This is a genomic window from Streptomyces sp. NPDC088554 (assembly GCF_044752945.1).
Classification (GTDB): Bacteria; Actinomycetota; Actinomycetes; order Streptomycetales; family Streptomycetaceae; genus Streptomyces.
The window spans coordinates 434,696-458,838 of record NZ_JBIVMF010000001.1; the positions used below are offsets into that span (position 1 = coordinate 434,696).

At 72.0% G+C, this 24,143-nt stretch carries 20 protein-coding genes; 11 read left to right on the top strand and 9 right to left on the bottom strand.

Going from position 1 to position 24,143, the window contains the following annotated elements; genetic code table 11:
• Positions 1-158: 158 nt before the first annotated feature.
• The 3 genes from ACIP8W_RS01795 to ACIP8W_RS01805 all read left to right on the top strand — a co-directional run bounded on the left by ACIP8W_RS01795 (position 159) and on the right by ACIP8W_RS01805 (position 3,393).
• Complete coding sequence (locus tag ACIP8W_RS01795; protein WP_401953595.1) at positions 159-1,004, top strand: GNAT family N-acetyltransferase; 846 nt, start codon at positions 159-161, stop codon at positions 1,002-1,004.
• Positions 1,005-1,044: 40 nt separating this feature from the next.
• Positions 1,045-1,626, top strand: a complete 582-nt coding sequence (locus ACIP8W_RS01800; protein WP_401953593.1) for a GNAT family N-acetyltransferase — start codon at positions 1,045-1,047, stop codon at positions 1,624-1,626.
• Between the two features lie 75 nt (positions 1,627-1,701).
• Positions 1,702-3,393 carry a proline--tRNA ligase gene (locus ACIP8W_RS01805; RefSeq protein ID WP_401953590.1) on the top strand — a complete coding sequence of 564 codons (1,692 nt, stop codon included), beginning with the start codon at positions 1,702-1,704 and terminating at the stop codon, positions 3,391-3,393.
• Between the two features lie 941 nt (positions 3,394-4,334).
• Here the strand turns inward: ACIP8W_RS01805 and ACIP8W_RS01810 are convergent.
• From ACIP8W_RS01810 to ACIP8W_RS01820, 3 genes are read right to left on the bottom strand one after another with little or no spacing between them, the layout of a single operon-like run.
• Positions 4,335-5,249, bottom strand: a complete 915-nt coding sequence (locus ACIP8W_RS01810) for an aminoglycoside phosphotransferase family protein (protein WP_401953588.1) — start codon at positions 5,247-5,249, stop codon at positions 4,335-4,337.
• Positions 5,250-5,281: 32 nt separating this feature from the next.
• The gene (locus tag ACIP8W_RS01815; protein ID WP_401953585.1) at positions 5,282-5,722 is read right to left on the bottom strand and encodes a ferritin-like domain-containing protein; all 441 of its coding nucleotides are present in this window, start codon (positions 5,720-5,722) and stop codon (positions 5,282-5,284) included.
• Positions 5,719-6,300 (bottom strand): hypothetical protein, encoded by a 582-nt coding sequence (locus ACIP8W_RS01820; protein ID WP_401953583.1) that lies wholly within the window; start codon positions 6,298-6,300, stop codon positions 5,719-5,721. Before ACIP8W_RS01820 ends, ACIP8W_RS01815 begins: the two co-directional genes overlap by 4 nt.
• Before the next feature lie 153 nt (positions 6,301-6,453).
• Here ACIP8W_RS01820 and rimP point away from each other — a divergent pair, with 153 nt between their 5' ends.
• The 8 genes from rimP to ACIP8W_RS01860 all read left to right on the top strand — a co-directional run bounded on the left by rimP (position 6,454) and on the right by ACIP8W_RS01860 (position 14,810).
• Positions 6,454-6,951 carry a ribosome maturation factor RimP gene (gene rimP, locus ACIP8W_RS01825; protein ID WP_401953580.1) on the top strand — a complete coding sequence of 166 codons (498 nt, stop codon included), beginning with the start codon at positions 6,454-6,456 and terminating at the stop codon, positions 6,949-6,951.
• A 2-nt stretch (positions 6,952-6,953) separates the two neighbouring features.
• Complete coding sequence (gene nusA / locus ACIP8W_RS01830) at positions 6,954-8,036, top strand: transcription termination factor NusA (RefSeq protein WP_402148318.1); 1,083 nt, start codon at positions 6,954-6,956, stop codon at positions 8,034-8,036.
• Positions 8,037-8,119: 83 nt separating this feature from the next.
• Entirely contained in the window at positions 8,120-8,410 is a 291-nt protein-coding gene (locus tag ACIP8W_RS01835) for a YlxR family protein (RefSeq protein WP_401954078.1), read from the top strand.
• Between the two features lie 149 nt (positions 8,411-8,559).
• Entirely contained in the window at positions 8,560-11,664 is a 3,105-nt protein-coding gene (gene infB, locus ACIP8W_RS01840) for a translation initiation factor IF-2 (RefSeq protein ID WP_401953575.1), read from the top strand.
• A 138-nt stretch (positions 11,665-11,802) separates the two neighbouring features.
• Entirely contained in the window at positions 11,803-12,111 is a 309-nt protein-coding gene (locus ACIP8W_RS01845) for a DUF503 domain-containing protein (RefSeq protein WP_401953573.1), read from the top strand.
• A gap of 39 nt (positions 12,112-12,150) precedes the next feature.
• Positions 12,151-12,639 (top strand): 30S ribosome-binding factor RbfA, encoded by a 489-nt coding sequence (rbfA, locus tag ACIP8W_RS01850; protein WP_401953570.1) that lies wholly within the window; start codon positions 12,151-12,153, stop codon positions 12,637-12,639.
• Positions 12,636-13,535 carry a tRNA pseudouridine(55) synthase TruB gene (gene truB, locus ACIP8W_RS01855; RefSeq protein WP_401953567.1) on the top strand — a complete coding sequence of 300 codons (900 nt, stop codon included), beginning with the start codon at positions 12,636-12,638 and terminating at the stop codon, positions 13,533-13,535. The genes rbfA and truB overlap by 4 nt, the downstream gene beginning before the upstream one ends.
• Before the next feature lie 318 nt (positions 13,536-13,853).
• A complete protein-coding gene (locus ACIP8W_RS01860; protein WP_401957734.1) occupies positions 13,854-14,810 on the top strand; it encodes a bifunctional riboflavin kinase/FAD synthetase in 957 nt (318 codons plus the stop codon).
• Here ACIP8W_RS01860 and ACIP8W_RS01865 read toward each other — a convergent pair.
• The 6 genes from ACIP8W_RS01865 to ACIP8W_RS01890 form a co-directional block, all read right to left on the bottom strand.
• The gene (locus ACIP8W_RS01865) at positions 14,807-15,793 is read right to left on the bottom strand and encodes an ABC transporter ATP-binding protein (protein WP_401957802.1); all 987 of its coding nucleotides are present in this window, start codon (positions 15,791-15,793) and stop codon (positions 14,807-14,809) included. The genes ACIP8W_RS01860 and ACIP8W_RS01865 overlap by 4 nt on opposite strands.
• Positions 15,794-15,816: 23 nt before the next feature.
• Entirely contained in the window at positions 15,817-16,791 is a 975-nt protein-coding gene (locus tag ACIP8W_RS01870; protein ID WP_401957736.1) for an ABC transporter ATP-binding protein, read from the bottom strand.
• Positions 16,788-17,699 carry an ABC transporter permease gene (locus ACIP8W_RS01875; RefSeq protein WP_402148316.1) on the bottom strand — a complete coding sequence of 304 codons (912 nt, stop codon included), beginning with the start codon at positions 17,697-17,699 and terminating at the stop codon, positions 16,788-16,790. The genes ACIP8W_RS01870 and ACIP8W_RS01875 overlap by 4 nt, the downstream gene beginning before the upstream one ends.
• Positions 17,696-18,781 carry an ABC transporter permease gene (locus ACIP8W_RS01880; protein ID WP_401957741.1) on the bottom strand — a complete coding sequence of 362 codons (1,086 nt, stop codon included), beginning with the start codon at positions 18,779-18,781 and terminating at the stop codon, positions 17,696-17,698. Before ACIP8W_RS01880 ends, ACIP8W_RS01875 begins: the two co-directional genes overlap by 4 nt.
• A 10-nt stretch (positions 18,782-18,791) precedes the next feature.
• Positions 18,792-20,651 carry an ABC transporter substrate-binding protein gene (locus ACIP8W_RS01885; RefSeq protein ID WP_402148314.1) on the bottom strand — a complete coding sequence of 620 codons (1,860 nt, stop codon included), beginning with the start codon at positions 20,649-20,651 and terminating at the stop codon, positions 18,792-18,794.
• 205 nt (positions 20,652-20,856) lie between these two features.
• Positions 20,857-23,901, bottom strand: a complete 3,045-nt coding sequence (locus ACIP8W_RS01890) for an SCO5717 family growth-regulating ATPase (protein ID WP_402201597.1) — start codon at positions 23,899-23,901, stop codon at positions 20,857-20,859.
• Between the last annotated feature and the right edge of the window lie 242 nt (positions 23,902-24,143).

The window sequence follows — 24,143 nt, forward strand, 5'->3', positions numbered from 1 at the left end:
GTTTCGGTATACCTCCCGACCCCTCCCCATAACGGACTGTAACCGGCCGTAACCGCGCTCCGGCCTGCGGCGATACCGGATCTGGACGCCAGGGGCGGCGTACCACAGAGTCGCCGGGTACAGTGCGGAGATCAGCAGCCGTACGGTGAGGCCCCCTCGTGTTGACGCAGACCACCACCCGGGTCCTCGAACCCAGCGAACTCGGCGCCGCGCTCGCCATCCTGGAGAGCGAGCCCGTCGCCAACGCATTCGTCACGTCCCGCGTGCAGGTCGCGGGGCTCGACCCCTGGCGCCTCGGCGGCGAGATGTGGGGCTGGTACACGGACGGGCGGCTGCGCTCGCTCTGCTACGCGGGCGCCAATCTCGTCCCCGTCTGCGCCACCCCCGAAGCCGTGCGCGCCTTCGCGGACCGCGCCCGCAGAACCGGCCGCCGCTGCTCCTCCATAGTCGGCCCGGCCGAGGCCACCGCCCAGCTGTGGCGGCTGCTGGAGCCGAACTGGGGCCCCGCCCGCGAGATCCGCGCCCGCCAGCCGCTGATGGTCACCGAGCAGCTGTCCACCACGGTCGCGCCCGACCCCTTCGTCCGCCGGATCCGCAAGGACGAGCTGGACATCGTGATGCCCGCCTGCGTCGCCATGTTCACCGAGGAGGTCGGCGTCTCGCCCCTCGCGGGCGACGGCGGGCTGCTCTACCAGGCCCGCGTGGCCGAACTGGTCGGCTCGGGGCGCTCGTTCGCGCGTATCGAGGACGGCCGGGTCGTCTTCAAGGCCGAGATCGGCGCGGCCACCCGCGCGGCCTGCCAGATCCAGGGGGTCTGGGTCGACCCCGCGTACCGGGGCCGGGGCCTGTCCGAGTCCGGCATGGCCGCCGTCGTACGGTACGCGCTGGCCGATGTCGCGCCTGTCGTCAGCCTGTACGTGAACGACTACAACACCCCCGCGAGGGCCGCGTACCGCCGCGTGGGCTTCCGTGAGGTGGGCGCGTTCATGAGCGTGCTCTTCTGATGGACCGTGCCCGGCGACCGGCGACCAGTAGGGTTCGGCCATGCTGAGCATCTCCGGAGGCGGCCCCCGGACCCCCGACGTACAGGTAGGTCCCGTCGATCTCGCCGCACGCGTCGACGAGGCGCTCGCCGTGCAGGCCCTCGCCTTCGGGCTGAGCGACGACGAGGTCGGGGTGCGCCGCCATATCGTCCTGCGCCATGTCCTCCAGTACGGCTGCCGCGCCCTCGGCGCCACCACCGGGTCCGGGCGGCTCGTCGGATTCGTGTACGGCATGCCCAACAACCGTGCCCACTGGTGGTCCACGGTCGTCGAACCGTATCTGCACCCCACGGCCTCGGACGGCTGGCTCGACGACTCCTTCGTCATCACCGAACTCCACGTCCACCCCGAGTTCCAGGCCCGGGGCATCGGCCGCGCCCTGATCACCACGATCACGGACAGCGCCGTACAGCCGCGCTCGATCCTCTCCGCGATCGACATCGAGAGCCCGGCCCGCCGGATGTACCGCTCGCTCGGTTACGCGGACCTCGCCCGCCAGGTCCACTTCCCCAGCGCGCCCAAGCCGTACGTCGTGATGGGGGCCGCTCTGCCGCTGCGCAGGCCCGGCCCCGTACCCAACTGATTTCCGCCTGCCCGCACGCCCCGGCTAACCTCCTGACACAACAGCCAGAGAACGCAGAACGCAGGAGTGCTCCCCATGTCCCAGGTCCAGCGCATGTCCCGTTTGATGGTCAAGACATTGCGCGACGACCCGGCGGACGCCGAGACCCTCAGCCACAAGCTGCTCGTCCGCGCCGGATACGTCCGCCGTACGTCCGCCGGCATCTGGAGCTGGCTGCCGCTGGGCAAGAAGGTCCTCGACAACATCTCGCGCGTCGTCCGCGAGGAGATGGACGCGATCGGCGCCCAGGAAGTGCTGCTCCCCGCGCTCCTGCCCAAGGAGCCGTACGAGGTGAGCGGGCGCTGGGACGAGTACGGCGACCTGCTGTTCCGCCTCAAGGACCGCAAGGGCGCGGACTATCTGCTCGGCCCGACGCACGAGGAGATCTTCACCCAGCTGGTCAAGGACCAGTGCACGTCCTACAAGGACCTGCCGGTGATGCTCTACCAGATCCAGACGAAGTACCGCGACGAGGCCCGTCCGCGCTCCGGTGTGCTGCGCGGCCGTGAGTTCCAGATGAAGGACTCGTACTCCTTCGACACCACGGACGAGGGCCTGGTCGAGTCGTACGGGCTGCATCGCGCCGCCTACCAGAAGATCTTCGCCCGCATCGGCCTCGACTTCCGTATCGTCTCGGCGGTCTCCGGCGCGATGGGCGGCTCGGCGTCCGAGGAGTTCCTCGCGCCCGCCGCGGCGGGCGAGGACACCTTCGTGGACTGCCCCGCCTGCGACTACGCGGCCAACACGGAGGCCGTGACCTTCCAGGCCCCGGAGGCCGTCGCCACCGAGCACGGCCCCGTCGAGGAGCTGGACACCCCCGACACCCCGACCATCGAGACCCTCGCCGCGCACCTCGGCGTCCCGGCCTCCGCCACGCTGAAGAACCTGCTGGTCAAGGTCGACGGCGAGATCACCGCGGTGGGCGTCCCCGGCGACCGCGAGGTGGACCTCGGCAAGCTCGGCGAGCACCTGGCCCCCGCGGTGGTGGAGCTGGTCACGGCCGAGGACTTCGTGGACCGGCCCGATCTCGTACGCGGCTACGTCGGCCCCCAGGGCCTCAAGATCCGCTACATCGCCGACCCGCGCATCGCGCCCGGCACCTCGTGGATCACCGGCGCCAACAAGCCGGGCACGCACGCCCGTGACGTGGTCGTCGGCCGTGACTTCGAGGTCGACGACTACCTCGACGTGGTCGTCGTCGAGGCGGGCGACCCCTGTCCGTCCTGCGGCACCGGGCTCAGGCTCGACCGCGCGATCGAGATCGGCCACATCTTCCAGCTCGGCCGCAAGTACGCGGACACCTTCCAGCTCGACGTACTCGGCCAGCAGGGCAAGCCGGTCCGGGTGACGATGGGCTCGTACGGCATCGGCGTCTCCCGCGCCGTGGCCGCGCTGGCCGAGCAGAGCGCCGACGCGCAGGGCCTGTGCTGGCCCCGCGAGATCGCCCCGGCGGACGTACACGTCGTCGCGGCGGGCAAGGCGCTCCAGACGGAGCTGGCGCTCGACGTCTCCGAGCAGCTCGCGGCGGCGGGCCTGCGCGTCCTGGTCGACGAGCGCCCCGGGGTCTCCCCGGGCGTGAAGTTCACGGACGCCGAGCTGATCGGCGTCCCGCAGATCCTGGTCGCGGGCCGGCGCTCGGCGGAGGGCGTCCTGGAACTGAAGGACCGTCGTACGGGCGAACGCGAGGAGCTGACGGTAGCGGAAGCGGTAACCCGCCTGACGGCCTGACGCCACGCTTGCCCTTGGCGGCCCGGGTGGCCTTGACGGCGCGCTTGGCTCTGGCGGCCCGGGTGGCCTTGACGGCCTCTGCCGGGGCCTTGATGGCTCTGGCGGCGACGTCTCGGCCGCTCCGGTCCGCGAGGGCACCCCGTGAGGCGGGGGCCCGGGTGGGCCTGCCGGGGGCTTTTCCCCACCCCGCCCCTTCCCGAACCAGGGGCTCGCCCCTGGACCCCGGGAGCGGGGGCTCCGGCCCCGGGTCGGGCCCACGGGGTGGGGCTTCGCCTCACGGGGCGGGCCTGTTTGCCGAGGGCTTCGGCCCAGGCTCCGGCCCGGTCGGGAGGTTTCGCCCCCGACTGTCCGTGGGGCGGGATGGGTGGGGCTTCGTCCCACGGGGGTGGGCTTGTTTGCCGGGGGTTCGGTCTTGGCTTGTGCCCGAGCGGGGAGGTTTCGCCCCCGACTGCCCGTGGGGCGGGATGGGTGGGCTTCGTCCCAGGGGGCGGGGCCTGACCGCCGGGGGCTTCGCCTCGGCCCTGGCCAGAGCGGAGGTTTCGCCCAGGCTTGGACCACGGCGGGAGGTTTCACCTCATGGGGCGGGCCTGATTGCCGAGGGCTTGGCCCCGGCTCGTACCCGAGCCGAGAGGCCCCGGGGGGCACAGGACGGCTCCTCCCGCCGGGGCTTCGGCGCAGGAGAGGGCACCAACTGGTGCGTGTTCCGCCTCGGGAGTGTTCCGGGACCGAGTGGGCCCTACCGTCGGGGGTTCTGTCCCACAGGAACCTTGGGCTCGTGTCGAGCGGGCGAGGCCCGAGCGTTGCGGAGCCCCCGGGGGGCCTTGGCCAGTGCCTGGAGTGGTGGGCGGGGCCCGCGTCCGCCGGGCGAAGCCTCGGGGCCCAGGGCGTCCCCTGGTTCGGGAAGGGGCGGGTGGGGGACACGGCCCGCGCAGGCGGCCCGGCTACAGCCAGCCTGCGAACTCCAGCAGGAGTTCCGCGTCCTGGCGGCGGCCCGCGTGCCCGTTCCGTACCGCCGATTCCACCGCGCGGAACACTGTCCAGCCGCGCAGTCGCTCCGCGTCCAGATCCAGGTAGTCGGCCAGTCTGGTGACGCGGCGGCGGGCCGAGGACGGGCCCGAGGCGGATGCCACCAGGTCCTCCACGCGGTCGGGGACCAGCCGGGCCAGATCGTAGGCGCGTTCGCCGACCAGGGGGGACGGGCCGACCGCGAGCCAGGGCGCGCGGTCACCGGCGAGGACCTTGCCCTGGGTGAAGGCGCCGTGCAGGAGGAAGGACTCGGGGGAGGGGGCGCCGCACAGCTCCTCGCGGGCGGTGAGCGCGGCGGAGACCAGCGGCGCCAGCGTGCCGTCCGCCGTCGCCGCCGCCCGCAGGGGCTCGGCCCGGCGGGCGGTCCGCTCGGCCACCGTCTCGAAGGGGTGGTCCCCGGGCGGCTCGACCCAGAGCCGCCGGACCGTGCCCGCCGCCTCCAGCAGCGCCTTCGCCTCGGGCAGGGAACGCAGCGACATCTCGGGGTGGAGGCGCTCCAGCAACAGCGCGCCGTCGACAGGGGGTTCGGCGCGGTCGAGGAGTTCCACCGCGCCCCAGCCGTTCCAGTGGGCCAGCGCCGCGCACTCCTCGGCGGGGGCCGCGAACGGCGGGGCGATCTTCAGCGCGGCCGGTGAGCCGTCGGGTCGGCGGACGAGCAGCAGCAGCGAACTCCTGCCGCCCGGCGCGATCACCCGCTCGGTCGCCAGACCGTGCGCGCCGACCGCCTCCGCGACGGCCCCGGGCAGCCGCCCGAGCCATCCGGCGGCGGCGCTCTCCCCGTACCTCTCACCCAGGGCGCGGACCAGGCGCCGCGGCGGTTCACCATCCATGACCTGCGGGCTCCCTTCCCTGTGCGGTGGGCTCACGCACGCTCGGCGAGCCCAGGAAAGGCTACGCCGCTCCCGCGCCACCGCACCGCGCGTACCGCCGCCTCCCGCAGCGCGTCCGCCGCCTCGCGCCGCCTCGGGCCCTCGGTGGCCCGTACGAGATCGGAGTAGACGCCCGCGATCCGGTCCTCCAGATCGGCGGCGAGCCGTACGGCCGCGGCGGAGTCCGGGACCGGGAAGGGCAGCGCGTACGCGGCCGCCGCGACGACGGGCCGGCCGCCCAGGTCGCGTACGGCCCTGGCCAGCGCGTCCCGCCGGGAGCGATGCGCGGTGTACGCGGCGGTCGCCTCGGCCCGGCGGTCGCCGGCGACCCGGCCGCCGACGACCCCGTACCCGTACACGGCGGCGTGCTCGGCGGCGAGCGCGGCCTGCGTGGCGGTCAGCGCACCACTGCTCGCGGCGGACGCGGCGGTCATGAGCGGGACCCTTCCGTCAGCAGATACGCGTGGGCGGCGCTCGCGGCGGCCAGCGAGGCCAGCAGCCGGGCCAGTTCGGGGGGAGCCTCCATCAGCGCGGCGGTGTGCGCGTCACCGGTCCGCCGCTCGGCCGCCGCCAGCGCCCTGAGCGCCTCGGAGGGGTCGGCCGGTACGGGGTCGGGGGCCGCCGCCACCGGGGAGGCGGAAGGTTTTTCCGGTCTGCCGGAACGGGTGTCCGGTTCCCCGGACGGTTCCGTCGTACCGGACGGCGTACGCGACCCCGGCACCAGCGCCGTCACCTGCCGCGCGACCGCCGCCCGCAGCGGCGCCAGCCGCGCGTCCTGGGCGGGATGCCGTTCCCGTACGGCGTCGTACAGCACCAGCAGTTCCCGGCCGGCGCTCGCGGCCCGCCGCCGCAACGCGCTCTCCAGCCGGGCGGCCCGCGCGGCCGAGGCGGCCGCCGCACCCCCGTCCGGAGAGCCCGTCGAGGAGCAGGCGGCCAGTAAACCGGCCACCCCCGCGCCCGCGGCCATGAGGGCGTGCCGCCGTGTTGTCCCCGTGCGCCCCACGCGTCTCACGCGCTCTCCTTGGACTTTGCGATGATCATCACCGCAGGCGAGCGTACCCGCGGGTCATCCACGCGTGGACGGCAACACCCCTCGGGACCGGATACCCTTTGATCCGAGACACGACGATCCCACAACAGCACACGCGGCCGAGGAGTCACCCGGATGAGCACCACCCAGAGCGAGAGGCTGCGCGGACTGCTGGAACCGCTCGTCAGCGCCAAAGACCTTGATCTGGAAGAGATCGAGGTGTCCCGGGCAGGCAGGCGTCGTGTGCTGAGGATCGTGGTCGACTCCGACGAGGGCGTCGACCTCGACGAGTGCGCCGAACTGAGCCGCTCCATCTCCGAGAAGCTCGACGAGACGGACGTGATGGGCGAGGACGAGTACCAGCTCGAAGTGACCTCCCCCGGCGCCGAACGCCCGCTGACCGAGCACCGCCACTATCTGCGCGCCCTCGGCAGGCTGGCCAGGATCCAGCCCACCGAGGGCGACGAGCTGGTGGCCCGGATCCTCGGCGTGGACGACGAGGGACTCGATCTCGAAGTGCCGGGTGTGAAGGGGCGCAAGCCCACCGCCCGCCGGATCGCGTTCACGGAGATCACCAAGGCGCGTGTGGAGATCGAGTTCAACCGCAAGGACAAGAAGGAAGAGGAGGCGTAGCCGTGGACATCGATGTGAAGCTCCTGAAGGGCTTGGCACAAGAGAAGGAGATCCCCTTCGATCTGCTGGTCGAGGCGATCGAATCGGCCCTCCTCATCGCCTACCACCGCACGGAGGGCAGCCATCGGCGCGCCCGTGCCGTGCTCAGCCGGGACAACGGGCACGTGACGGTCTGGGCCAAGGAGGACCCGGCCGATCTGGAGGAGGGACAGGAGCCCAAGGAGTTCGACGACACCCCGTCGGACTTCGGCCGGATCGCCGCCACCACCGCCCGCCAGGTCATCCAGCAGCGGCTGCGGGACGCCGAGAACGACGTCACCTTCGGCGAGTACGCGCGCCGCGAGGGCGATGTGGTGGCCGGCATGGTCCAGCAGGGCAAGGACCCGAAGAACGTCCTGGTCAGGCTGGACGACAAGCTGGAAGCCATCCTGCCCGTCCAGGAGCAGGTGCCGGGCGAGGAGTACACGCACGGGCTCCGGCTGCGTACGTACGTGGTGCGCGTGGCCAGGGGGGTGCGCGGGCCCTCGGTGACGCTGTCCCGTACCCACCCCAACCTGGTGAAGAAGCTCTTCGCGCTGGAGGTCCCCGAGATCGCCGACGGCTCCGTCGAGATCACGGCCATCGCCCGTGAGGCGGGGCACCGCACCAAGATCGCCGTCCGTTCGACGCGGTCCGGGCTCAACGCCAAGGGCGCCTGCATCGGCCCGATGGGCGCGCGTGTGCGCAATGTCATGGCCGAGCTGCTCGGCGAGAAGATCGACATCGTCGACTGGTCGGACGACCCGGCCGACATGGTCGCGAACGCGCTGTCGCCCGCCCGGGTCAGCAAGGTCGAGGTCGTGGACATGGCGACCCGCTCCGCCCGGGTGACCGTGCCGGACTACCAGCTGTCGCTGGCGATCGGCAAGGAAGGGCAGAACGCCCGGCTCGCCGCCCGGCTCACCGGCTGGCGCATCGACATCCGCCCGGACACGGAGCTGCCGGAGGGCGAGCGCGACCGCGGCGACGACCGCGACCGGGGCGACCGGGGCGACCGGGACCGTAACGATCACCGTGGTGACCGTGATGGCGGTACCCGTCGGTAACGATCCGGGAGTCATCGTTGACGTTTGAGCGTTCGAGCCTTACCCCAAAGGGGTGAGGTCGGCGTGGGGAGGTAGACTTGAAGGTGTCTGGCCGGACGAGCGACCGCGCCTGCCCTGAGCGCACCTGCCTGGGCTGTCGGAAGCGAGCGGCCAAGAGCGATCTGCTGCGCATCGTGGTGATCGGCGAACACTGTGTTCCCGATCCACGCGGTACGCTGCCCGGCCGGGGTGCGTACACGCATCCCGCCTTGAACTGCCTCGATCTGGCGGTCCGCCGCCGGGCGTTCCCACGGGCCTTCCGGCTCCAGGGTCCGCTCGACAGTGCGGAGCTGCGCCGGGCCGTCGAGGCGATCACAGCGCGGACAGCGCTGTAGGAAGAAGTACGGCACGGGTCCCCGTGCGGTTCAGGTACCTCGCGAGTTGGAAGTAGGTCGAGATTGCGATGAGCACTCGATGAGTACGCGATGAGTACGCCCATGAAGTAGCGACGGTCCGGCGGTAACCCGGACCTAAAAGGAGCGAAGTGGCTAAGGTCCGGGTATACGAACTCGCCAAGGAGTTCGGCGTGGAGAGCAAGGTCGTCATGGCCAAGCTCCAAGAGCTCGGTGAATTCGTCCGTTCGGCGTCGTCGACGATCGAGGCGCCGGTTGTCCGCAAATTGACCGATGCACTGCAGGGCCCCGCCGGCAACGCCGGTAAGTCCGCAGCGAAGCCCGGGGCGCCCCGCAAGGCGACCCCCGCCAGGCCGGCCCCGCCGTCCCCGGCGCAGGCGGCCCGTCCGGCTGCCCCCAAGCCCGGCCTCCCGGCTCCCAAGCCGGCCGTGGCCGAGGCACCCAAGAGCACCCCCGCCGCCGCGGCGCCGAGCCCCGGCCCGCGTCCGGCCCCCCGGCCCGCCGCGGCCACCCCGGCCAAGCCGGCGCCCGTGGCGCCGTCGGTGCCGGAGTTCACCGCGCCTCCGTCGGCCCCGGCCGCCGGTCCCCGGCCCGGTGCGACCCCCGGCCCGCGTCCGTCCACCCGCCCCACCGGCGGCCAGGGCGAGCAGCGCGGCGAGCGTCAGGGCCAGGGTCAGGGCGGTCAGCGCCAGGGCGGCGCGCGTCCCGGTCAGGCCCCGCGTCCCGGTGCCCGTCCCGCGGGCCCGCGTCCGGGCAACAACCCCTTCACCTCGGGTGGTTCCACCGGCATGGCGCGCCCGCAGGCGCCCCGTCCCGGCGGCGCCCCGCGCCCCGGTGGCGCCGGTGCCCCGGGTGGTCCGCGTCCGCAGGGCGCCGGTCAGGGTGGCGGCCCCCGTCCCCAGGCCGGTCCCGGCGCTCAGACCGGTGGACGTCCGTCCCCCGGCGGCATGCCCCGTCCGCAGGCGCCGCGCGCCGCGGGTCCCGGAGCCGGCCCCGGCGGTAACCGTCCCAACCCGGGCATGATGCCGCAGCGTCCCGCTGCCGGCCCGCGTCCCGGTGGTGGCCCCGGCGGTGGCCGTGGTCCCGGTGGTCCCGGTCGTCCGGCAGGTGCCGGCGGCGGCGGTCGTCCCGGTGGCGGCGGCGGCTTCGCCGGTCGCCCGGGTGGCGGCGGCGGTGGCGGTTTCGCCGGTCGTCCCGGTGGCGGTGGCGGCGGCGGTGCCCCGGGTCGTCCCGGTGGCGGCGGTTTCGGTGGCGGCGGTGGCCGTCCCGGCTTCGGCGGGCGTCCGGGTGGTCCCGGTGGCCGCGGTGGCACACAGGGCGCCTTCGGCCGTCCCGGCGGGCCCGCCCGTCGTGGCCGTAAGTCGAAGCGGCAGAGGCGCCAGGAGTACGAGGCCATGCAGGCCCCGTCGGTCGGCGGCGTGATGCTGCCGCGTGGCCAGGGCCAGACGGTCCGGCTGTCGCGCGGTGCGTCCCTCACCGACTTCGCGGAGAAGATCAACGCCAACCCGGCGTCGCTCGTCGCCGTGATGATGAACCTCGGCGAAATGGTCACGGCCACGCAGTCCGTCTCCGACGAGACCCTCCAGGTCCTCGCCGGCGAGATGAACTACATCGTCGAGATCGTCAGCCCGGAGGAGGAGGACCGCGAGCTTCTCGAGTCCTTCGACATCGAGTTCGGCGAGGACGAGGGCGGCGAGGAAGCACTCGTCTCCCGTCCGCCGGTCGTCACCGTCATGGGTCACGTCGACCACGGTAAGACCAGGCTGCTGGACGCGATCCGCAAGACGAACGTCGTCGCGGACGAGGCCGGCGGTATCACGCAGCACATCGGCGCGTACCAGGTCGCCACCGAGGTCAACGGTGAAGAGCGCAAGATCACCTTCATCGACACCCCGGGTCACGAGGCGTTCACCGCCATGCGTGCCCGTGGTGCCAAGTCCACCGACATCGCGATCCTGGTGGTCGCGGCCAACGACGGTGTGATGCCCCAGACGATCGAGGCGCTGAACCACGCCAAGGCGGCCGACGTGCCGATCGTGGTCGCGGTCAACAAGATCGACGTCGAGGGCGCCGACCCGACCAAGGTGCGCGGTCAGCTCACCGAGTTCGGGCTGGTGGCCGAGGAGTACGGCGGCGACACCATGTTCGTCGACATCTCCGCCAAGCAGGGCCTGAACATCGACAGCCTGCTGGAGGCCGTGGTCCTCACCGCGGACGCCTCGCTCGACCTCCGGGCCAACCCGGAACAGGACGCGCAGGGTATCGCCATCGAGGCCCACCTCGACCGTGGTCGCGGCGCCGTCGCCACCGTGCTCGTCCAGCGCGGCACGCTGCGCGTCGGCGACACGATGGTCGCCGGTGACGCGTACGGCCGAGTCCGGGCGATGCTCGACGACAACGGCAACAACGTCGACGTGGCCGGGCCTTCGACGCCCGTCATGGTCCTGGGTCTCACCAACGTCCCCGGTGCCGGCGACAACTTCCTGGTCGTCGACGAGGACCGCACCGCCCGGCAGATCGCCGAGAAGCGCGCCGCTCGTGAGCGGAACGCGGCGTTCGCCCGCAGGGGCGTCCGGTTCTCCCTGGAGAACCTGGACGAGGCCCTCAAGGCCGGTCTGGTGCAGGAACTCAACCTCATCATCAAGGGCGACGCGTCCGGTTCGGTGGAGGCTCTCGAGTCCTCGCTGCTCCAGCTCGACGTCGGCGACGAGGTCGACATCCGCGTCCTGCACCGCGGTGTGGGTGCGGTCACGGAGTCGGACATCGACCTGGCCATGGGCTCCGACGCCATCGTCATCGGCTTCAACGTGCGCGCCGCGGGGCGTGCCGCGCAGATGGCCGAGCGCGAAGGCGTGGACGTCCGGTACTACTCGGTCATCTACCAGGCGATCGAAGAGATCGAAGCGGCCCTCAAGGGCATGCTCAAGCCGGAGTACGAAGAGGTCGAGCTGGGTACGGCGGAGATCCGCGAGGTCTTCCGCTCGTCCAAGCTGGGCAACATCGCGGGTGTTCTCATCCGGTCCGGCGAGGTCAAGCGCAACACCAAGGCCCGGCTCGTCCGCGATGGCAAGGTCATCGCGGAGGACCTCAACATCCAGGGTCTGCGCCGCTTCAAGGACGACGTCACCGAGATCCGCGAAGGCTTCGAGGGCGGTATCAACCTCGGCAACTTCAACGACATCAAGATCGACGACGTCATCGCGACGTACGAGATGCGCGAGAAGCCGCGAGGCTGACGCACATCTGCCGTCCGGGGCCGGTCGACGGGACGTAATTCCGTCGACCGGCCCCGGCCGTTCCGTGTACGGTTCTGATGCTCCTGCCACCTGTCGGCAGACCTTCCGAACCCGTACCGGCGGGACATCCGGATCCGCATGTATGTGGGGACACTGTCCTTCGACCTGCTCCTCGGCGACGTACGGTCGTTGAAGGAGAAACGCTCTGTCGTCCGGCCGATCGTCGCCGAGCTCCAGCGGAAGTTCGCGGTGAGCGTGGCGGAGACCGGCGCCCAGGACCTCCACCGCAGGGCCGAGATCGGTCTCGCGGTGGTGTCCGGGGAGTGGGAACACCTCACGGACGTGCTCGACCGGTGCGAACGCATGGTCGCGGGACGGCCCGAGGTGGAGCTGCTGTCGGTACGGCGGCGGCTCCACAGCGACGAGGACCGACCGGCGACAGAATGACCTGTACGACAAGAACCCAGAAGGAAGAGTGACGGACCGGTGACCGACAACGCGCGGGCCCGCAAGTTGGCCGATCGCATCCAGGTCGTGGTCGCGGAGACCCTGGACCGGCGTATCAAGGACCCGCGACTGGGCTTCGTGACCATCACGGACGCCCGTGTCACCGGTGACCTGCGGGAGGCCACGGTCTTCTACACGGTCTACGGCGACGACGAGGAGCGCGCGGCCTCCGCCGCCGCCCTGGAGAGCGCCAAGGGCGTCCTCCGCTCCGAAGTGGGCCGTCAGACCGGCGTCCGCTTCACCCCCACCCTGGCGTTCGTCCCCGACGCCCTCCCGGACAACGCGCGCACCATCGAGGACCTCCTCGACAAGGCGCGCGCCAAGGACGCGGAGGTACGTCAGGTGTCCACCGGGAAGTCGTACGCGGCCGGGGCCGACCCGTACCGCAAGGACGACGACGCCTCCGAGGACGACGCCCCCGACGACGCCGACGGTGCCACCGGTACGAACGGTGCCGCCGCGGAATGAGTCAGCACAGCACGACGCCCGACGGGCTTGTCATCGTGGACAAGCCGTCGGGCTTCACTTCGCACGATGTCGTCGCCAAGATGCGCGGGATCGCAAAGACCCGGCGCGTCGGCCACGCGGGCACCCTCGACCCCATGGCGACGGGCGTTCTCGTCCTCGGGGTGGAGCGGGCCACGAAACTTCTCGGACACCTCGCGCTGACCGAGAAGGAGTACCTCGGTACGATCCGGCTCGGCCAGAACACCATCACGGACGACGCCGAGGGGGAGATCATCTCCTCCACCGACGCCTCCGCCGTGAAGCGCGAGGCCATCGACACCGGGATCGAGGCCCTGACCGGCCCGATCATGCAGGTGCCCTCCAAGGTCAGCGCCATCAAGATCGACGGCAAGCGGTCGTACGCGCGCGTGCGCGGCGGCGAGGAGTTCGAGATCCCGGCCCGGCCGGTGACGATTTCCTCGTTCCGGCTGTACGACGTCCGTGAGGCCGTCGCCGAGGACGGCACCCCCGTCCTCGACCTGGTCGTCTCCGTGGTCTGCTCCTCCGGTACGTACATCCGCGCCATCGCCCGTGACCTCGGCGCCGGCCTGGGCGTCGGCGGCCATCTCACGGCGCTGCGCAGGACCCGGGTGGGCCCGTACGGGCTGGACGCGGCGCGGACGCTCGACCAGCTCCAGGAGGAGCTGACCGTCATGCCGGTCGCCGAGGCGGCCACGGCCGCGTTCGCGCGCTGGGACGTGGACGAGAAGCGGGCCGGGCTGCTGCTCAACGGCGTACGGCTCGACATGCCGGAGTTCGCCACCGGGCCCGTCGCCGTCTTCGGTCCCGACGGGCGCTTCCTGGTCCTCGTCGAGAACCAGAACGGCCGGGCGAAGAGCCTCGCGGTCTTCGCCTGACGGGCTGACGGGCTGACGGGCTGACGGCCGCACGGCCGACGGGCCGACTCCTCAGGGTTGTTCCACCGTGGAGCGGGCAGGCACGCCTGCCCGCTCCACGATCCCCCTCCGACAGGGGTCTATCCATCCGGTCCCCCTCATTCACCCCAACAGCCGGGCGCACGGAGTGTTTCACGGGGTGCACGGGGGGCGCGTTCGGCCTGTGGACGGTTGGCCGGCTTCGCCGGTGCCGATGCGGACCGCACGCCCCGGGCATGGCAGTCTTAGAGCTGCGTATCTGGAAATCACGTACATGGGTTCGGGTGAGGAGCGGTCACAGTGCAACGCTGGCGTGGCTTGGAGGACATCCCCCAGGACTGGGGGCGCAGCGTCGTCACCATCGGCTCCTACGACGGGGTGCACCGCGGACACCAGCTGATCATCGGCCGGGCCGTGCAGCGGGCACGTGAGCTGGGCGTACCGGCGGTCGTCGTCACCTTCGACCCGCACCCCAGCGAGGTCGTACGCCCCGGCAGCCACCCGCCGCTGCTCGCCCCGTACCACCGGCGTGCCGAGCTGATGGCGGAGCTGGGGGTGGACGCGCTGCTGATCCTGCCGTTCACCGTCGAGTTCTCGCAGCTCTCGCCCGCCGACTTCATCGTCAAGGTGCTGGTCGACAAGTTGCACGCCCGGAGCGTCATCGAGGGCCCCAGCTTCCGCTTCGGCCACCGGGCCGCGGGCAATGTCGCCGTCCTGTCCGACCTCGGCGCGACCTACGACTACGACGTCGAGGTCGTCGACCTCCGTGTCACCGGCGAAGCGGGCGGCGGCGAACCCTTCTCCTCCACCCTCACCCGCCGGCTCGTCGCCGAGGGCGAGGTCGAGGGCGCCGCGGAGATCCTCGGCCGCCCGCACCGCGTCGAGGGCGTGGTGGTCAGGGGCGCCCAGCGCGGCCGTGAGCTGGGCTTCCCCACCGCCAACGTGGAGACGCTCCCGCACACCGCGATCCCCGCCGACGGCGTCTACGCGGGCTGGCTCACCGCCGACGGCGAGCGCATGCCCGCAGCGATCTCCGTCGGTACGAACCCGCAGTTCGAGGCCACGGAACGGACGGTCGAGGCGTACGCGATCGACCGGGTGGGGCTGGATCTGTACGGACTTCATGTGGCCGTCGACTTCCTGTCGTACGTACGCGGCATGCGGAAGTTCGAGTCGATCGACGCGCTGCTGGAAGCCATCGCCGACGACGTCAAGCGCTCCCGGGCCCTCACGGAGTCCTACGACGCCCGGTTCTAGGGCGCGTCGGGCTCCCGGGTGTCCGCCCAGTGGCACGACACCCGCTCCCGCGTCCGCAGCACCGGCAGCGCGTCCGTACGGCAGCGCTCCGCCACCCCCGCCCGCTCCGCCTCGCCCGACGCCAGCACCTGGCACCGGGCGTGGAAGCGGCAGCCCGCCGGGATCCGGGACGGGTCGGGGGGCTCGCCCGAGAGGACGACCGGAGGGCCCTCGGACTCGGGGAGCACGGACAACAGGGCCCGGGTGTAGGGATGCCGAGGGTCCGTCAGGACGTCCTCGACCGGGCCCGTCTCCACGATCCGGCCGAGATACATGACCGCGACCCGGTCCGCGATGTTCCAGGCGAGCCCCAGATCGTGTGTCACGACCAGCGCGGACAGGCCGAGTTCGGCGCGGAGCCGCAGCAGCAGGGCCAGGATCTCGCCCCGTACGGACGCGTCGAGGGAGGCCACCGGCTCGTCGGCGACGATGAGTTCGGGGTTCAGGACGAGCGCGCCCGCGATGACGACCCGCTGGCGCTGGCCGCCGGACAGCTCGTGCGGATAGCGGAGGAAGAACCGCTCGGGCGGCCGCAGCCCGGCGCGGGACAGCGCCTCGGCGACGGCCGCGCGCTCGTCGCCCGGACGGCGGTGGATGCGCGGGCCCTCGGCCACCGCGTCGTACACGGTATGACGGGGGTTGAGGGAGCCGCTCGGGTCCTGGAGGACCAACTGGACGCGTTCGCGGTACGACTTGAGGGCGCGCGCGCCGTACGACAGCGGCTCGCCCGCGAAGGCGACGTGCCCGGCGGTCGGCGGGACCAGGCCCAGCAGGGCGCGCGCGAGGGTCGTCTTGCCGCAGCCCGACTCCCCGACGAGCGCGACGATCTCCCCGGTGCCGATGGCGAGGTCGACACCGTCGACGGCACGCGACGGCGGGGCGCCGCGCCGCCCGGGGAAGACGACCTCCAGACCGGCGGCGGAGAGCAGGGGCGTGGTCGTCATGGCGGGCTCCCGGTGGACGGCGGTCATGACGGCTCCACCGCCGCGCCGGTCCTGACACAGGCCGCGCGCCGGCCGGGACCGGCGTCCCGCAGCGCCTGGTCCTGCTCGGCGCAGAGATCCAACACGACCGGGCAGCGCGGATGGAACGTACAACCGGAGGGCAGGGCGGACGGGTCGGGCGGATCGCCGGGCAGTCCGCGCGGGGCGCGACGCGACGCGGGGTCGCCGATCCGGGGGAAGGCGGCGGAGAGCGCCCGTCCGTACGGGTGGACCGCCGCGTCGTACACGCTCCGGGCCGGGCCCTCCTCGACGACGCGGCCCGCGTACATCACGGCGAGCCGGTCGCAGGTGTCGGCGAGCACGGCCAGATCGTGACTGATCATGAGCAGGCTGATGTGCTGCTCCGTGACCAGCTGTTCGATCAGCCGGAGGATCTGCGCCTGGATCATCACATCCAGCGCGGTGGTGGGCTCGTCCGCGACGATCAGCCGCGGATCGCAGGCCAGCGCCATGGCGATCATCACCCGCTGGCGCTGGCCGCCGGACAGCTCGTGCGGATACGCGTCCACCCGGCCCGCCGACAGACCGACCTGCTCCAGCAGCCCTGCGGCCAGCGAACGGGCCGCCTTCGGGGTGGTACGCCGGTGGAGCAGGACCGGTTCGGCGATCTGGTCCCCGATGCGGTGGACGGCGTTGAGCGAGTGCATCGCGCCCTGGAAGACGATCGAGGCGCCGGCCCACCGCACCGCGCGCAGCCGCCCCCATCGCATGGTGAGGACGTCCTCGCCGTCGAGCAGGATCTCCCCGGACAGCGTCGCCGAGGGCGGCAGCAGCCGGAGCAGCGCGAGGGCCAGCGTGGACTTGCCGCAGCCGGACTCCCCGGCGATGCCGAGCTTCTGTCCCGGTCCGACGGTCAGATCGACCCCCCGGACGGCGGGGACGGCGCCCGCGCCCGCTCCGTATGTCACCCGGAGGTTCCTGACCTCCAGCGCGTTCATCGGGCCACCCCCGGCTTCGGGTTGAGTACGGACTCGATGGCGCGCCCGCAGAGCGTGAAGGAGAGGGCGACGAACGCGATGGCGATCCCCGGCGGCGCCAGATACCACCAGTGCCCGGAGGAGACGGCGCCCGCCTCGCGCGCGTCCTGGAGCATGCCGCCCCAGGAGACGACCATCGGATCGCCGAGCCCGAGGAAGGCGAGCGTCGCCTCGGTCAGGATGGCGCTGGAGATGCCGAGCGTCGTCTGCGCGAGCACCAGCGGCAGCACGTTGGGCAGCACATGGCGCGTCATGATGTGCCGGTGCCCGCCACCGAGCGCTCGGGCGCGCTCGATGTACGGACGCGACTCGACGGCGATCGTCTGGGCCCGTACGAGCCGGGCGGTCGTCGGCCAGCTGGTGACGCCGATGGCGATGATCACCGTCCAGATGGACCGCGACATGACCGTGGCCAGCACGATGGCCAGCACGAGTGTCGGCATCACCAGGAACCAGTCCGTGATTCGCATGACCACGGTGGCGAACCAGCCGCCGTAGTGCCCGGCGACGATGCCGACGAGCGTACCGATCGCCACCGACAGCGCGGCGGCCAGCAGCCCCACGGTCAGCGAGACCCGCGCGCCCCAGACGAACAGCGCGAGCAGCGGGCGCCCGAACTGGTCCGTACCGAGCGGGAATCGGCCGCTCGGCGCCTCCAGGGCCCTGCCCGGCGCGGCGGTCACGTTCTGCACGTCGCCGCCGGCCAGCACCGGCGCCAGCAGGGCGATCAGCGCGATGGAGGAGAGCCCGGCCAGCCCGAACAGCCCGGCGCGATGGGCGCGGTAGCGCTGCCAGAAACGGCTGACCGAGCCGCGCCGGCGGGCCCACACCAGCGAGGAAGCCGATCGTGGGCCGGTTTCCGTGGTCATCGGCCCACCCTGGGATCGAGCAGCGGATAGAGGAGGTCGGCGAGGAGGTTCATCAGGATCATCGCCCCGGCGAAGACGACGAACAGCCCCTGCACGAGCGGCAGATCGGGCACGCTCAGCGCCGAGTAGAACAGCCCGCCCAGCCCCGGCCAGGAGAAGACCGTCTCGACGAGGATCGAACCGGCCGCCACATGGCCCAGATTGATGAAGACCATGGTCACGGTCGGCAGCATCGCGTTGGGCACGGCGTGGCGACGGCGTACGGACGCGTCCCGCAGCCCCTTCGCCCGCGCGGTCGTCAGATAGTCGCCGCCCATCTCGTCCAGCAGCGAGGAGCGCATGACCAGCAGCGTCTGCGCGTACCCCACCGCGACCAGGGTGAGCACCGGCAGCACCATGTGGTGCGCGACATCGAGGACGTACCCGAAACCGGTCGAGTCGCCCGACTGCATACCGCCGGTGGGGAACATGCCGGGGACCGGCCCTGTGCCCACCGAGAAGAAGATGATCAGCAGCAGCCCCAGCCAGAAGGCCGGCACCGACCAGAGGGTCAGCGCGACACCGGTGCTGATCCGGTCGCCGAGCCCGCCGGCGCGCCAGGCGGAGCGGGTGCCGAGCCAGAGGCCGAGCGTCGAGTAGATGACCACGGCGACCCCGGTGAGCAGCAGGGTCGCGGGCAGCTTCTCGACGATCAGCTCGCCGACCGGCGCGTGGAACTGGTACGAGATGCCGAGATCCCCGGTCAGCGCCTTGGCACAGTAGTCGGTGAACTGCTGCCACAACGGCAGATCGAGACCGAACTGCCTGCGCAGCGTCGCCAGTTGTTCGGCGGAGGTCGGAACGCCATGGGTCATGGCCTTGACCGGGTCGCCGGGGATGATCCGGAAGAGGAAGAAGCTGGTGACCAGGACGGCGAACAGGGAGATGACCGCGCCGCCCAGCTTGCCCGCCACATGGAGCGGATACGCGCTCCGGGCGCCGGCGGAGACGGAGTCGGCGCGGACCACGGAACCGGACGGCCCGCTCTCCACCGGGCCGTCGACCGCGCTCCCTACCGCGTCGGGGGTGCTCGCGCTGCTCATGGGTCAGACCTCATTCACGGTCTTCCGCGGTGGAACGGCGCCGCATCACGACGAAGCCCCCCAGCACGGCGGCGACCGCCACGACGGCGCCGACGCCGATCAGTACCCCGGTCGAGGAACCGGAACCGGAACCGGAGCCGCCACCGTCCTCGGCCGGGACGGCGGACCACCAGCTCCAGTAGCCGTCCTGGCCCCAGAGGTTGCCCGCGGCCTCGGGCATCGTCGTGATCGACTTGATCTGGTCGGTACGGTACGCCTCGACCGCGTTCGGGTACGCCATGACGTTCATGTACCCCGTGTCGTACAGCCGCGATTGCATCCGCTCGACGAGGGCCGCGCGCTCGGCCGGGTCGTACTCCACGGCCTGGCGCGCGTAGAGGTCGTCGTACCGCTTGTCGCAGATGAAGTTGTCGGTGGAGCCGCTGTCCTGGGGCGTGGCGGGGAGCGCGTCGCACGTATGAATGAAGAGGACATAGTCGGGATCGGGGTTGACGGACCAGCCGTCGAAGGCCAGATCGTAGTCGCCCGCCTGCCAGGGGTCGGAGACGTTGTCGAGGCAGTCGACCTTCAGCCCGATGCCGAGCCTGCCCCACCACTCCTGGAGGTACTTGCCGATCGCCTTGTCCTTGGGATCGGTGGCGTGACACAGGATCCGGAAGCCGAGCGGCCTGCCGTCCTTGCCGAGCCGCTTGCCCGCGCCGTTCGTCCGGTAGCCGGCCCGCTCCAGCGCGGCGGCGGCCGCGTCGGGGTCGTACGCGATCCGCTGCGCGTCCGAGGGCTGCCAGAAGTACGTACCGAAGCGCGGCGGGATATAGCCCTGGCCCTCGACGGCGTGGCCCTGGAAGACCTTGTCGACGACGGCCCTTCGGTCGACGGCCTGGAAGAGGGCCTTGCGCACCGCCGGATCGCGTAGCGCGGTATGGCCGTTGCCGAAGGCCGAGCCGTCCTTGGACCGGGCGCCGGGGTTGACCGCGAGGGCGTAGAAGCGACGGCCCGGCGCGTCGTTGACCTTGATGTTCTCGGCGTTCTTCAACGCCGCGGCCTGGGCGGGGGTGAGGTCCGCGGCGAAGGAGACCTCGCCCTTCTGGAGCGCGGCGACGGCCGCGTCCCCATCCTTGTAGTACTTGAACACCAGCTCATCGAAGTGGGGGGCGCCGCGCCAGAAGTCCTTGTTCGGCTTGAGCTTGAGGTACTGGTCGACCTTGTAGTCCGTGATGATGAACGGACCGTTGCCCACGATCGGGAACGTCTTGTCGTTGTTGAACGTGGCGAAGTCACCGACCTTCTCCCAGATATGCCGGGGCACGATCGGCACATCGAGGGCGGCCATGGTGGCCTGGGGCTTCTTCAGCTCGATGACCAGCGTCCTCGGATCGGGCGCGGTGACCTTCCTGAAGTTGGCGGTGAAGTTGCCGTTGGCGACGGCCGCGTCCGGGTCCGCCATCATCGTGTTGAAGGTCCAGGCCGCGTCCTCGGCGGTCGCCTTCCTCCCGTCCGACCAGGTGGAGTTCTCGCGAATGGTGTACGTCCAGGTCAGCCCGGACGCCGACGGCTTCCACGCGGTCGCGAAGCCGGGGATCGGGTGCGCGTCCTTCGGGTCGTAGTTCGTCAGGTACTCGTACACCAATCGGTTGATGCTGGTGCTCGTCAGCCGCTGCGCCAGGAACGGGCTGAGGGAGTCGATGCTCTGGTTGACCGCGACGGTGAGGACCGCCGCGCCGTCCGCCGCCAGGGCCGGGGACACGGCCGACGACGGGCCGAACGGGGTGACGGAAGCGGCGGTGAGCGCGGCGGCGGCCGCGACGGAGGCCGCCGCGCGGCGGCGGAAGGGGCGCTGCCGGTGCTTTCGCGGGGGGTTCTTTTCGACCATGGACGGTGACCTCGTGTTATCACTCGCACGGAGAAGAAGCCGGGCTGATAGCTGATACAGGTTCGCCAACTGGTGAAGCGAGGTGTACCAGCGCTCTCCAGCCACGTCAACGACCGCTCAACCCCCTGTGGTCTGTGGTAACACGCCGAGGGGTCGCACCGTGAAGACGGTGCGACCCCTCGGTCCGGTCTCGACCTCTGAAGCCCTACTGCTGAGGCGCCGGCGGTACGGGTGGGTTCTGCTGAGGCCACCCCGGAGGCGGGACGGAACCCTGCGCTCGGGGCTGGGGGCGCTGGGGCGGCTGGGGCTGGGCGCCGGGCCTCGGTCCCGGCTGCGGTCCCGGTGGCGGGGGCTGCTGGCCGGGCTGCTGCTGCCAGCCCTGCTGCGGGGGATAGGGGTACGGGGGAGGCTGCTGCGGGGGGTACTGCTGCTGAGGATGCGGCTGCTGGTACGGGTACGGCTGACCCATGGGCGGCTGACCGGGCTGGCCCATCGGCGGCCGGCCCTGGTAGCCCGGCATCGGCGGCGCGAGGTGCGGCGGCGGATTGCCGTCCGCGGTCCACAGCCCCTGGACCTGCTGGGCCCGTACGAAGTCCTCGGCCACCAGCGCGGACAGGTTGAAGTACGCCTCGCGCGTCTTGGGACGCATCATGTCGAGATCCACCTCGGCGCCCGCCGACAGATGCTCGTCGAAGGGCACCACGACCACCCCGCGGCAACGGGTCTCGAAGTGCTGCACGATGTCATCGACCTTGATCATCTTGCCCGTCTCACGGACCCCGGAGATCACCGTGAGGGAACGCTGCACCAGCTCGGCGTAGCCATGGGCGGACAGCCAGTCGAGCGTCGTGGAGGCGCTGCTCGCACCGTCCACGGACGGCGTCGAGATGATGATCAGCTGATCGGCAAGGTCCAGCACCCCGCGCATCGCGCTGTACAGCAGCCCGGTGCCCGAGTCCGTGAGGATGATCGGGTACTGCTTGCCGAGCACCTCGATCGCGCGCCGGTAGTCCTCGTCGCTGAACGCGGTCGAGACGGCCGGGTCCACATCGTTGGCGATGATCTCCAGCCCGGAGGACGCCTGTGAGGTGAACCGGCGGATGTCCATATAGCTGTGCAGATGCGGGATCGCCTGCACCAGGTCGCGGATGGTCGCCCCGGTCTCGCGCCGCACCCGGCGGCCGAGCGTACCGGCGTCCGGGTTGGCGTCGATCGCCAGGATCTTGTCCTGCCGCTCGGTGGCCAGCGTGGAGCCGAGCGCGGTGGTCGTGGTGGTCTTGCCGACACCGCCCTTGAGGCTGATGACCGCGATGCGGTAGCAGGAGAGCACCGGCGTACGGATCAGTTCGAGCTTGCGCTGCCGCTCGGCCTCGGCGGCCCGCCCACCGATCTTGAAGCGGGAACTGCCCGGGTTGCGGCTGCTCTTCGCCTTGGGCTTGGTGTTGCGCAGCAGCCGGTCGGAGGACAGCTCCACCGCGGCGGTATAGCCGAGCGGCGCGCCCGGCACGGAACGCTCGCGGTGGTCGTGCGAGACGGCGGACGGCCAGCCCGCACCGGCCCGGGGGTCCATGGGCGGTGCCATGGGAGCGGGCTGCGGCAGAGCTTGGTGGAGCTGCTGGGGCTGTTGGGGATGCTGGGGCTGGGGGACCTGTGGAGGCAGGGGTGCGGGGGCGTTCCCGCCCGGCCGGTCCTGGCCCTGGCCCGGCCGGCCCGGCTGCGGGAAGCCGTAACCCCCCTGCGCCTGGGGAAGGTTCGGCTGGGGAGCGGCCGGGTACGGCGAGGGCGGGCCCGGCTGGGGCATCTGCGGGGGGCCTTGCTGGGGGCCCTGCTGCTGCGGGAAGCCGTAACCGGGAGGCGGTGGCGCCGACGCCGCGGGCGGCATCGGCGCGGCGGGCGCGGGCTGGCCCGGCGGCCTCTGGTACCCGCCCGGTCCCTGCTGCTGCGGGAAGCCGTAACCGCCCTGCTGCTGCGGGTGCTGGGGCAGTGGTTGGTGCGGTTGGTGGGGCTGGTGCGGGTGCTGTGGGTGCTGGGGTTGTTGCGGGGGCCAGGCGTACGGGGCGGGCGTGGGCCCCTGGGCCTGCTGGGGCAGCGGCGCGGGCGGCGCCTGCGGCGGCGTGGACCCGTCCGGGGACGGTGGCTGCGCGGGCCACTGCGGCGCCGACGTCGGCGCGGCCGGCTGGAACGCGGGCGGCAGCGGGGGCAGCCCGGCGTCCTGCGCGACAGCGGGCGGCGGTGCCCAGGGCCGCGCGGCGACCGGGGGAGCGTTCTGGGGCGCGCTGTCCTGCGGGGGCGCGTCCTGCGGCGTCGCGTCGTGGGGCACGGAATCCTGGGGCGTGGCGTCCTGGGGTACCGCGTCCTGCGGTTCCTGCGGGGGCGTGTCCTGCGGCACGGCGTCCGCGACAGCGTCCTCAACCGGGGCGTCCGCCGGGGTGTCCGCGATCACCGGAGCCGGTACGGAGTCGGCGGTCTCGGCGGCCCCGGCCTCGCCGCCGCCGGGCGTGTCCTCCCGTACCGCCGCCGGAGGCGCGTCCGCGATCTCGGCCTCGGTGTCGGACTCGGCGTCGCCGGACTCGGCCGTGGGACCGGCCCCGGACTCGTGCCCGGACTTCGGTTCGGCCTGCGGCTCCGGGGCGGCGGTCTCGTCCGTACTACCGGGGACCGCCTTCGGCGCGGTGTCCTCGGCCGGCTCCGGGGCGATGCCGCGCGCGGCATCGAGCTGTGCGAACTCCCGCTTCAGCGCGGCCGGGGAGAAACGCATGGTCGCGCCGCTCTCCACATCGCCGGCCCCGAACGGCTGCGCCGCGGGCTCGTGGTGGGCGGGAGCGGGAGTCGGAGTGGGTACGGGAGCGGCGGGAGCCCCGGGAACCGGCGGCTGGGCCTGAGGAGGCTGGGCATGTGCCTGAGGCGCCTCGGACGGCAGTGCCTCGGGCGGCTGCGATTGAGCCTGCGCCGGCTGGGCCCGCACCTGGGCCTGTGCTTGTGCCTGTGCCCAGTTCGGCTCGTAGCCACTGCCCGCGGGCAGCCCCGGCACCGCCACGGGCGCACCGTCGGGCGGCGGGGGCGACTGGGGGAAAGCGGGCGCGGGCGCCGCGCCACCACCGGACGTGTCCCCCGGTGCGTTCTGCGTGTACCAGGCGGGAGGGGTGTAGTCGATGGTGAACTCACCCGTCATCTCGGGCTCCGCGTCGGACTGATCGTCCGCGGCCGGCCTGTTCCAGCCTCCGCGAATCTCGTCCCGATCGCCGTTCACTTTGCCTCCTGGTGTGGTCGAGCACCCTTGTGCCGTGGTGGGTGGGGGCGACCGAATCCGTACATCCGGTGCGCCCGGCTCTTCCCTCCGCCCACCCTAATCGTCACCGGCGCCGATAGGGCAGGGTGGACCGCCCGTGATAGCACTCCGGGAACGTCACGCCGTACTCACCAGTGATCCACGGGAGCCCGACGGGAGGCGTGAAGGAGCGGAATTCCCTTATATCGGTACGGAATTCGGTT

Coding starts and splice junctions, on each gene's coding strand:
- ACIP8W_RS01880 (WP_401957741.1), bottom strand. CDS start 18,781: ATGAGCAGCGCGAGCACCCCCGACGCGGTAGGGAGCGCGGTCGACGGC.
- ACIP8W_RS01870 (WP_401957736.1), bottom strand. CDS start 16,791: ATGAACGCGCTGGAGGTCAGGAACCTCCGGGTGACATACGGAGCGGGC.
- ACIP8W_RS01885 (WP_402148314.1), bottom strand. CDS start 20,651: ATGGTCGAAAAGAACCCCCCGCGAAAGCACCGGCAGCGCCCCTTCCGC.
- ACIP8W_RS01810 (WP_401953588.1), bottom strand. CDS start 5,249: ATGGATGGTGAACCGCCGCGGCGCCTGGTCCGCGCCCTGGGTGAGAGG.
- ACIP8W_RS01845 (WP_401953573.1), top strand. CDS start 11,803: ATGTATGTGGGGACACTGTCCTTCGACCTGCTCCTCGGCGACGTACGG.
- ACIP8W_RS01805 (WP_401953590.1), top strand. CDS start 1,702: ATGTCCCAGGTCCAGCGCATGTCCCGTTTGATGGTCAAGACATTGCGC.
- ACIP8W_RS01815 (WP_401953585.1), bottom strand. CDS start 5,722: ATGACCGCCGCGTCCGCCGCGAGCAGTGGTGCGCTGACCGCCACGCAG.
- rimP (WP_401953580.1), top strand. CDS start 6,454: ATGAGCACCACCCAGAGCGAGAGGCTGCGCGGACTGCTGGAACCGCTC.
- ACIP8W_RS01800 (WP_401953593.1), top strand. CDS start 1,045: ATGCTGAGCATCTCCGGAGGCGGCCCCCGGACCCCCGACGTACAGGTA.
- ACIP8W_RS01875 (WP_402148316.1), bottom strand. CDS start 17,699: ATGACCACGGAAACCGGCCCACGATCGGCTTCCTCGCTGGTGTGGGCC.
- ACIP8W_RS01865 (WP_401957802.1), bottom strand. CDS start 15,793: ATGACGACCACGCCCCTGCTCTCCGCCGCCGGTCTGGAGGTCGTCTTC.
- truB (WP_401953567.1), top strand. CDS start 12,636: ATGAGTCAGCACAGCACGACGCCCGACGGGCTTGTCATCGTGGACAAG.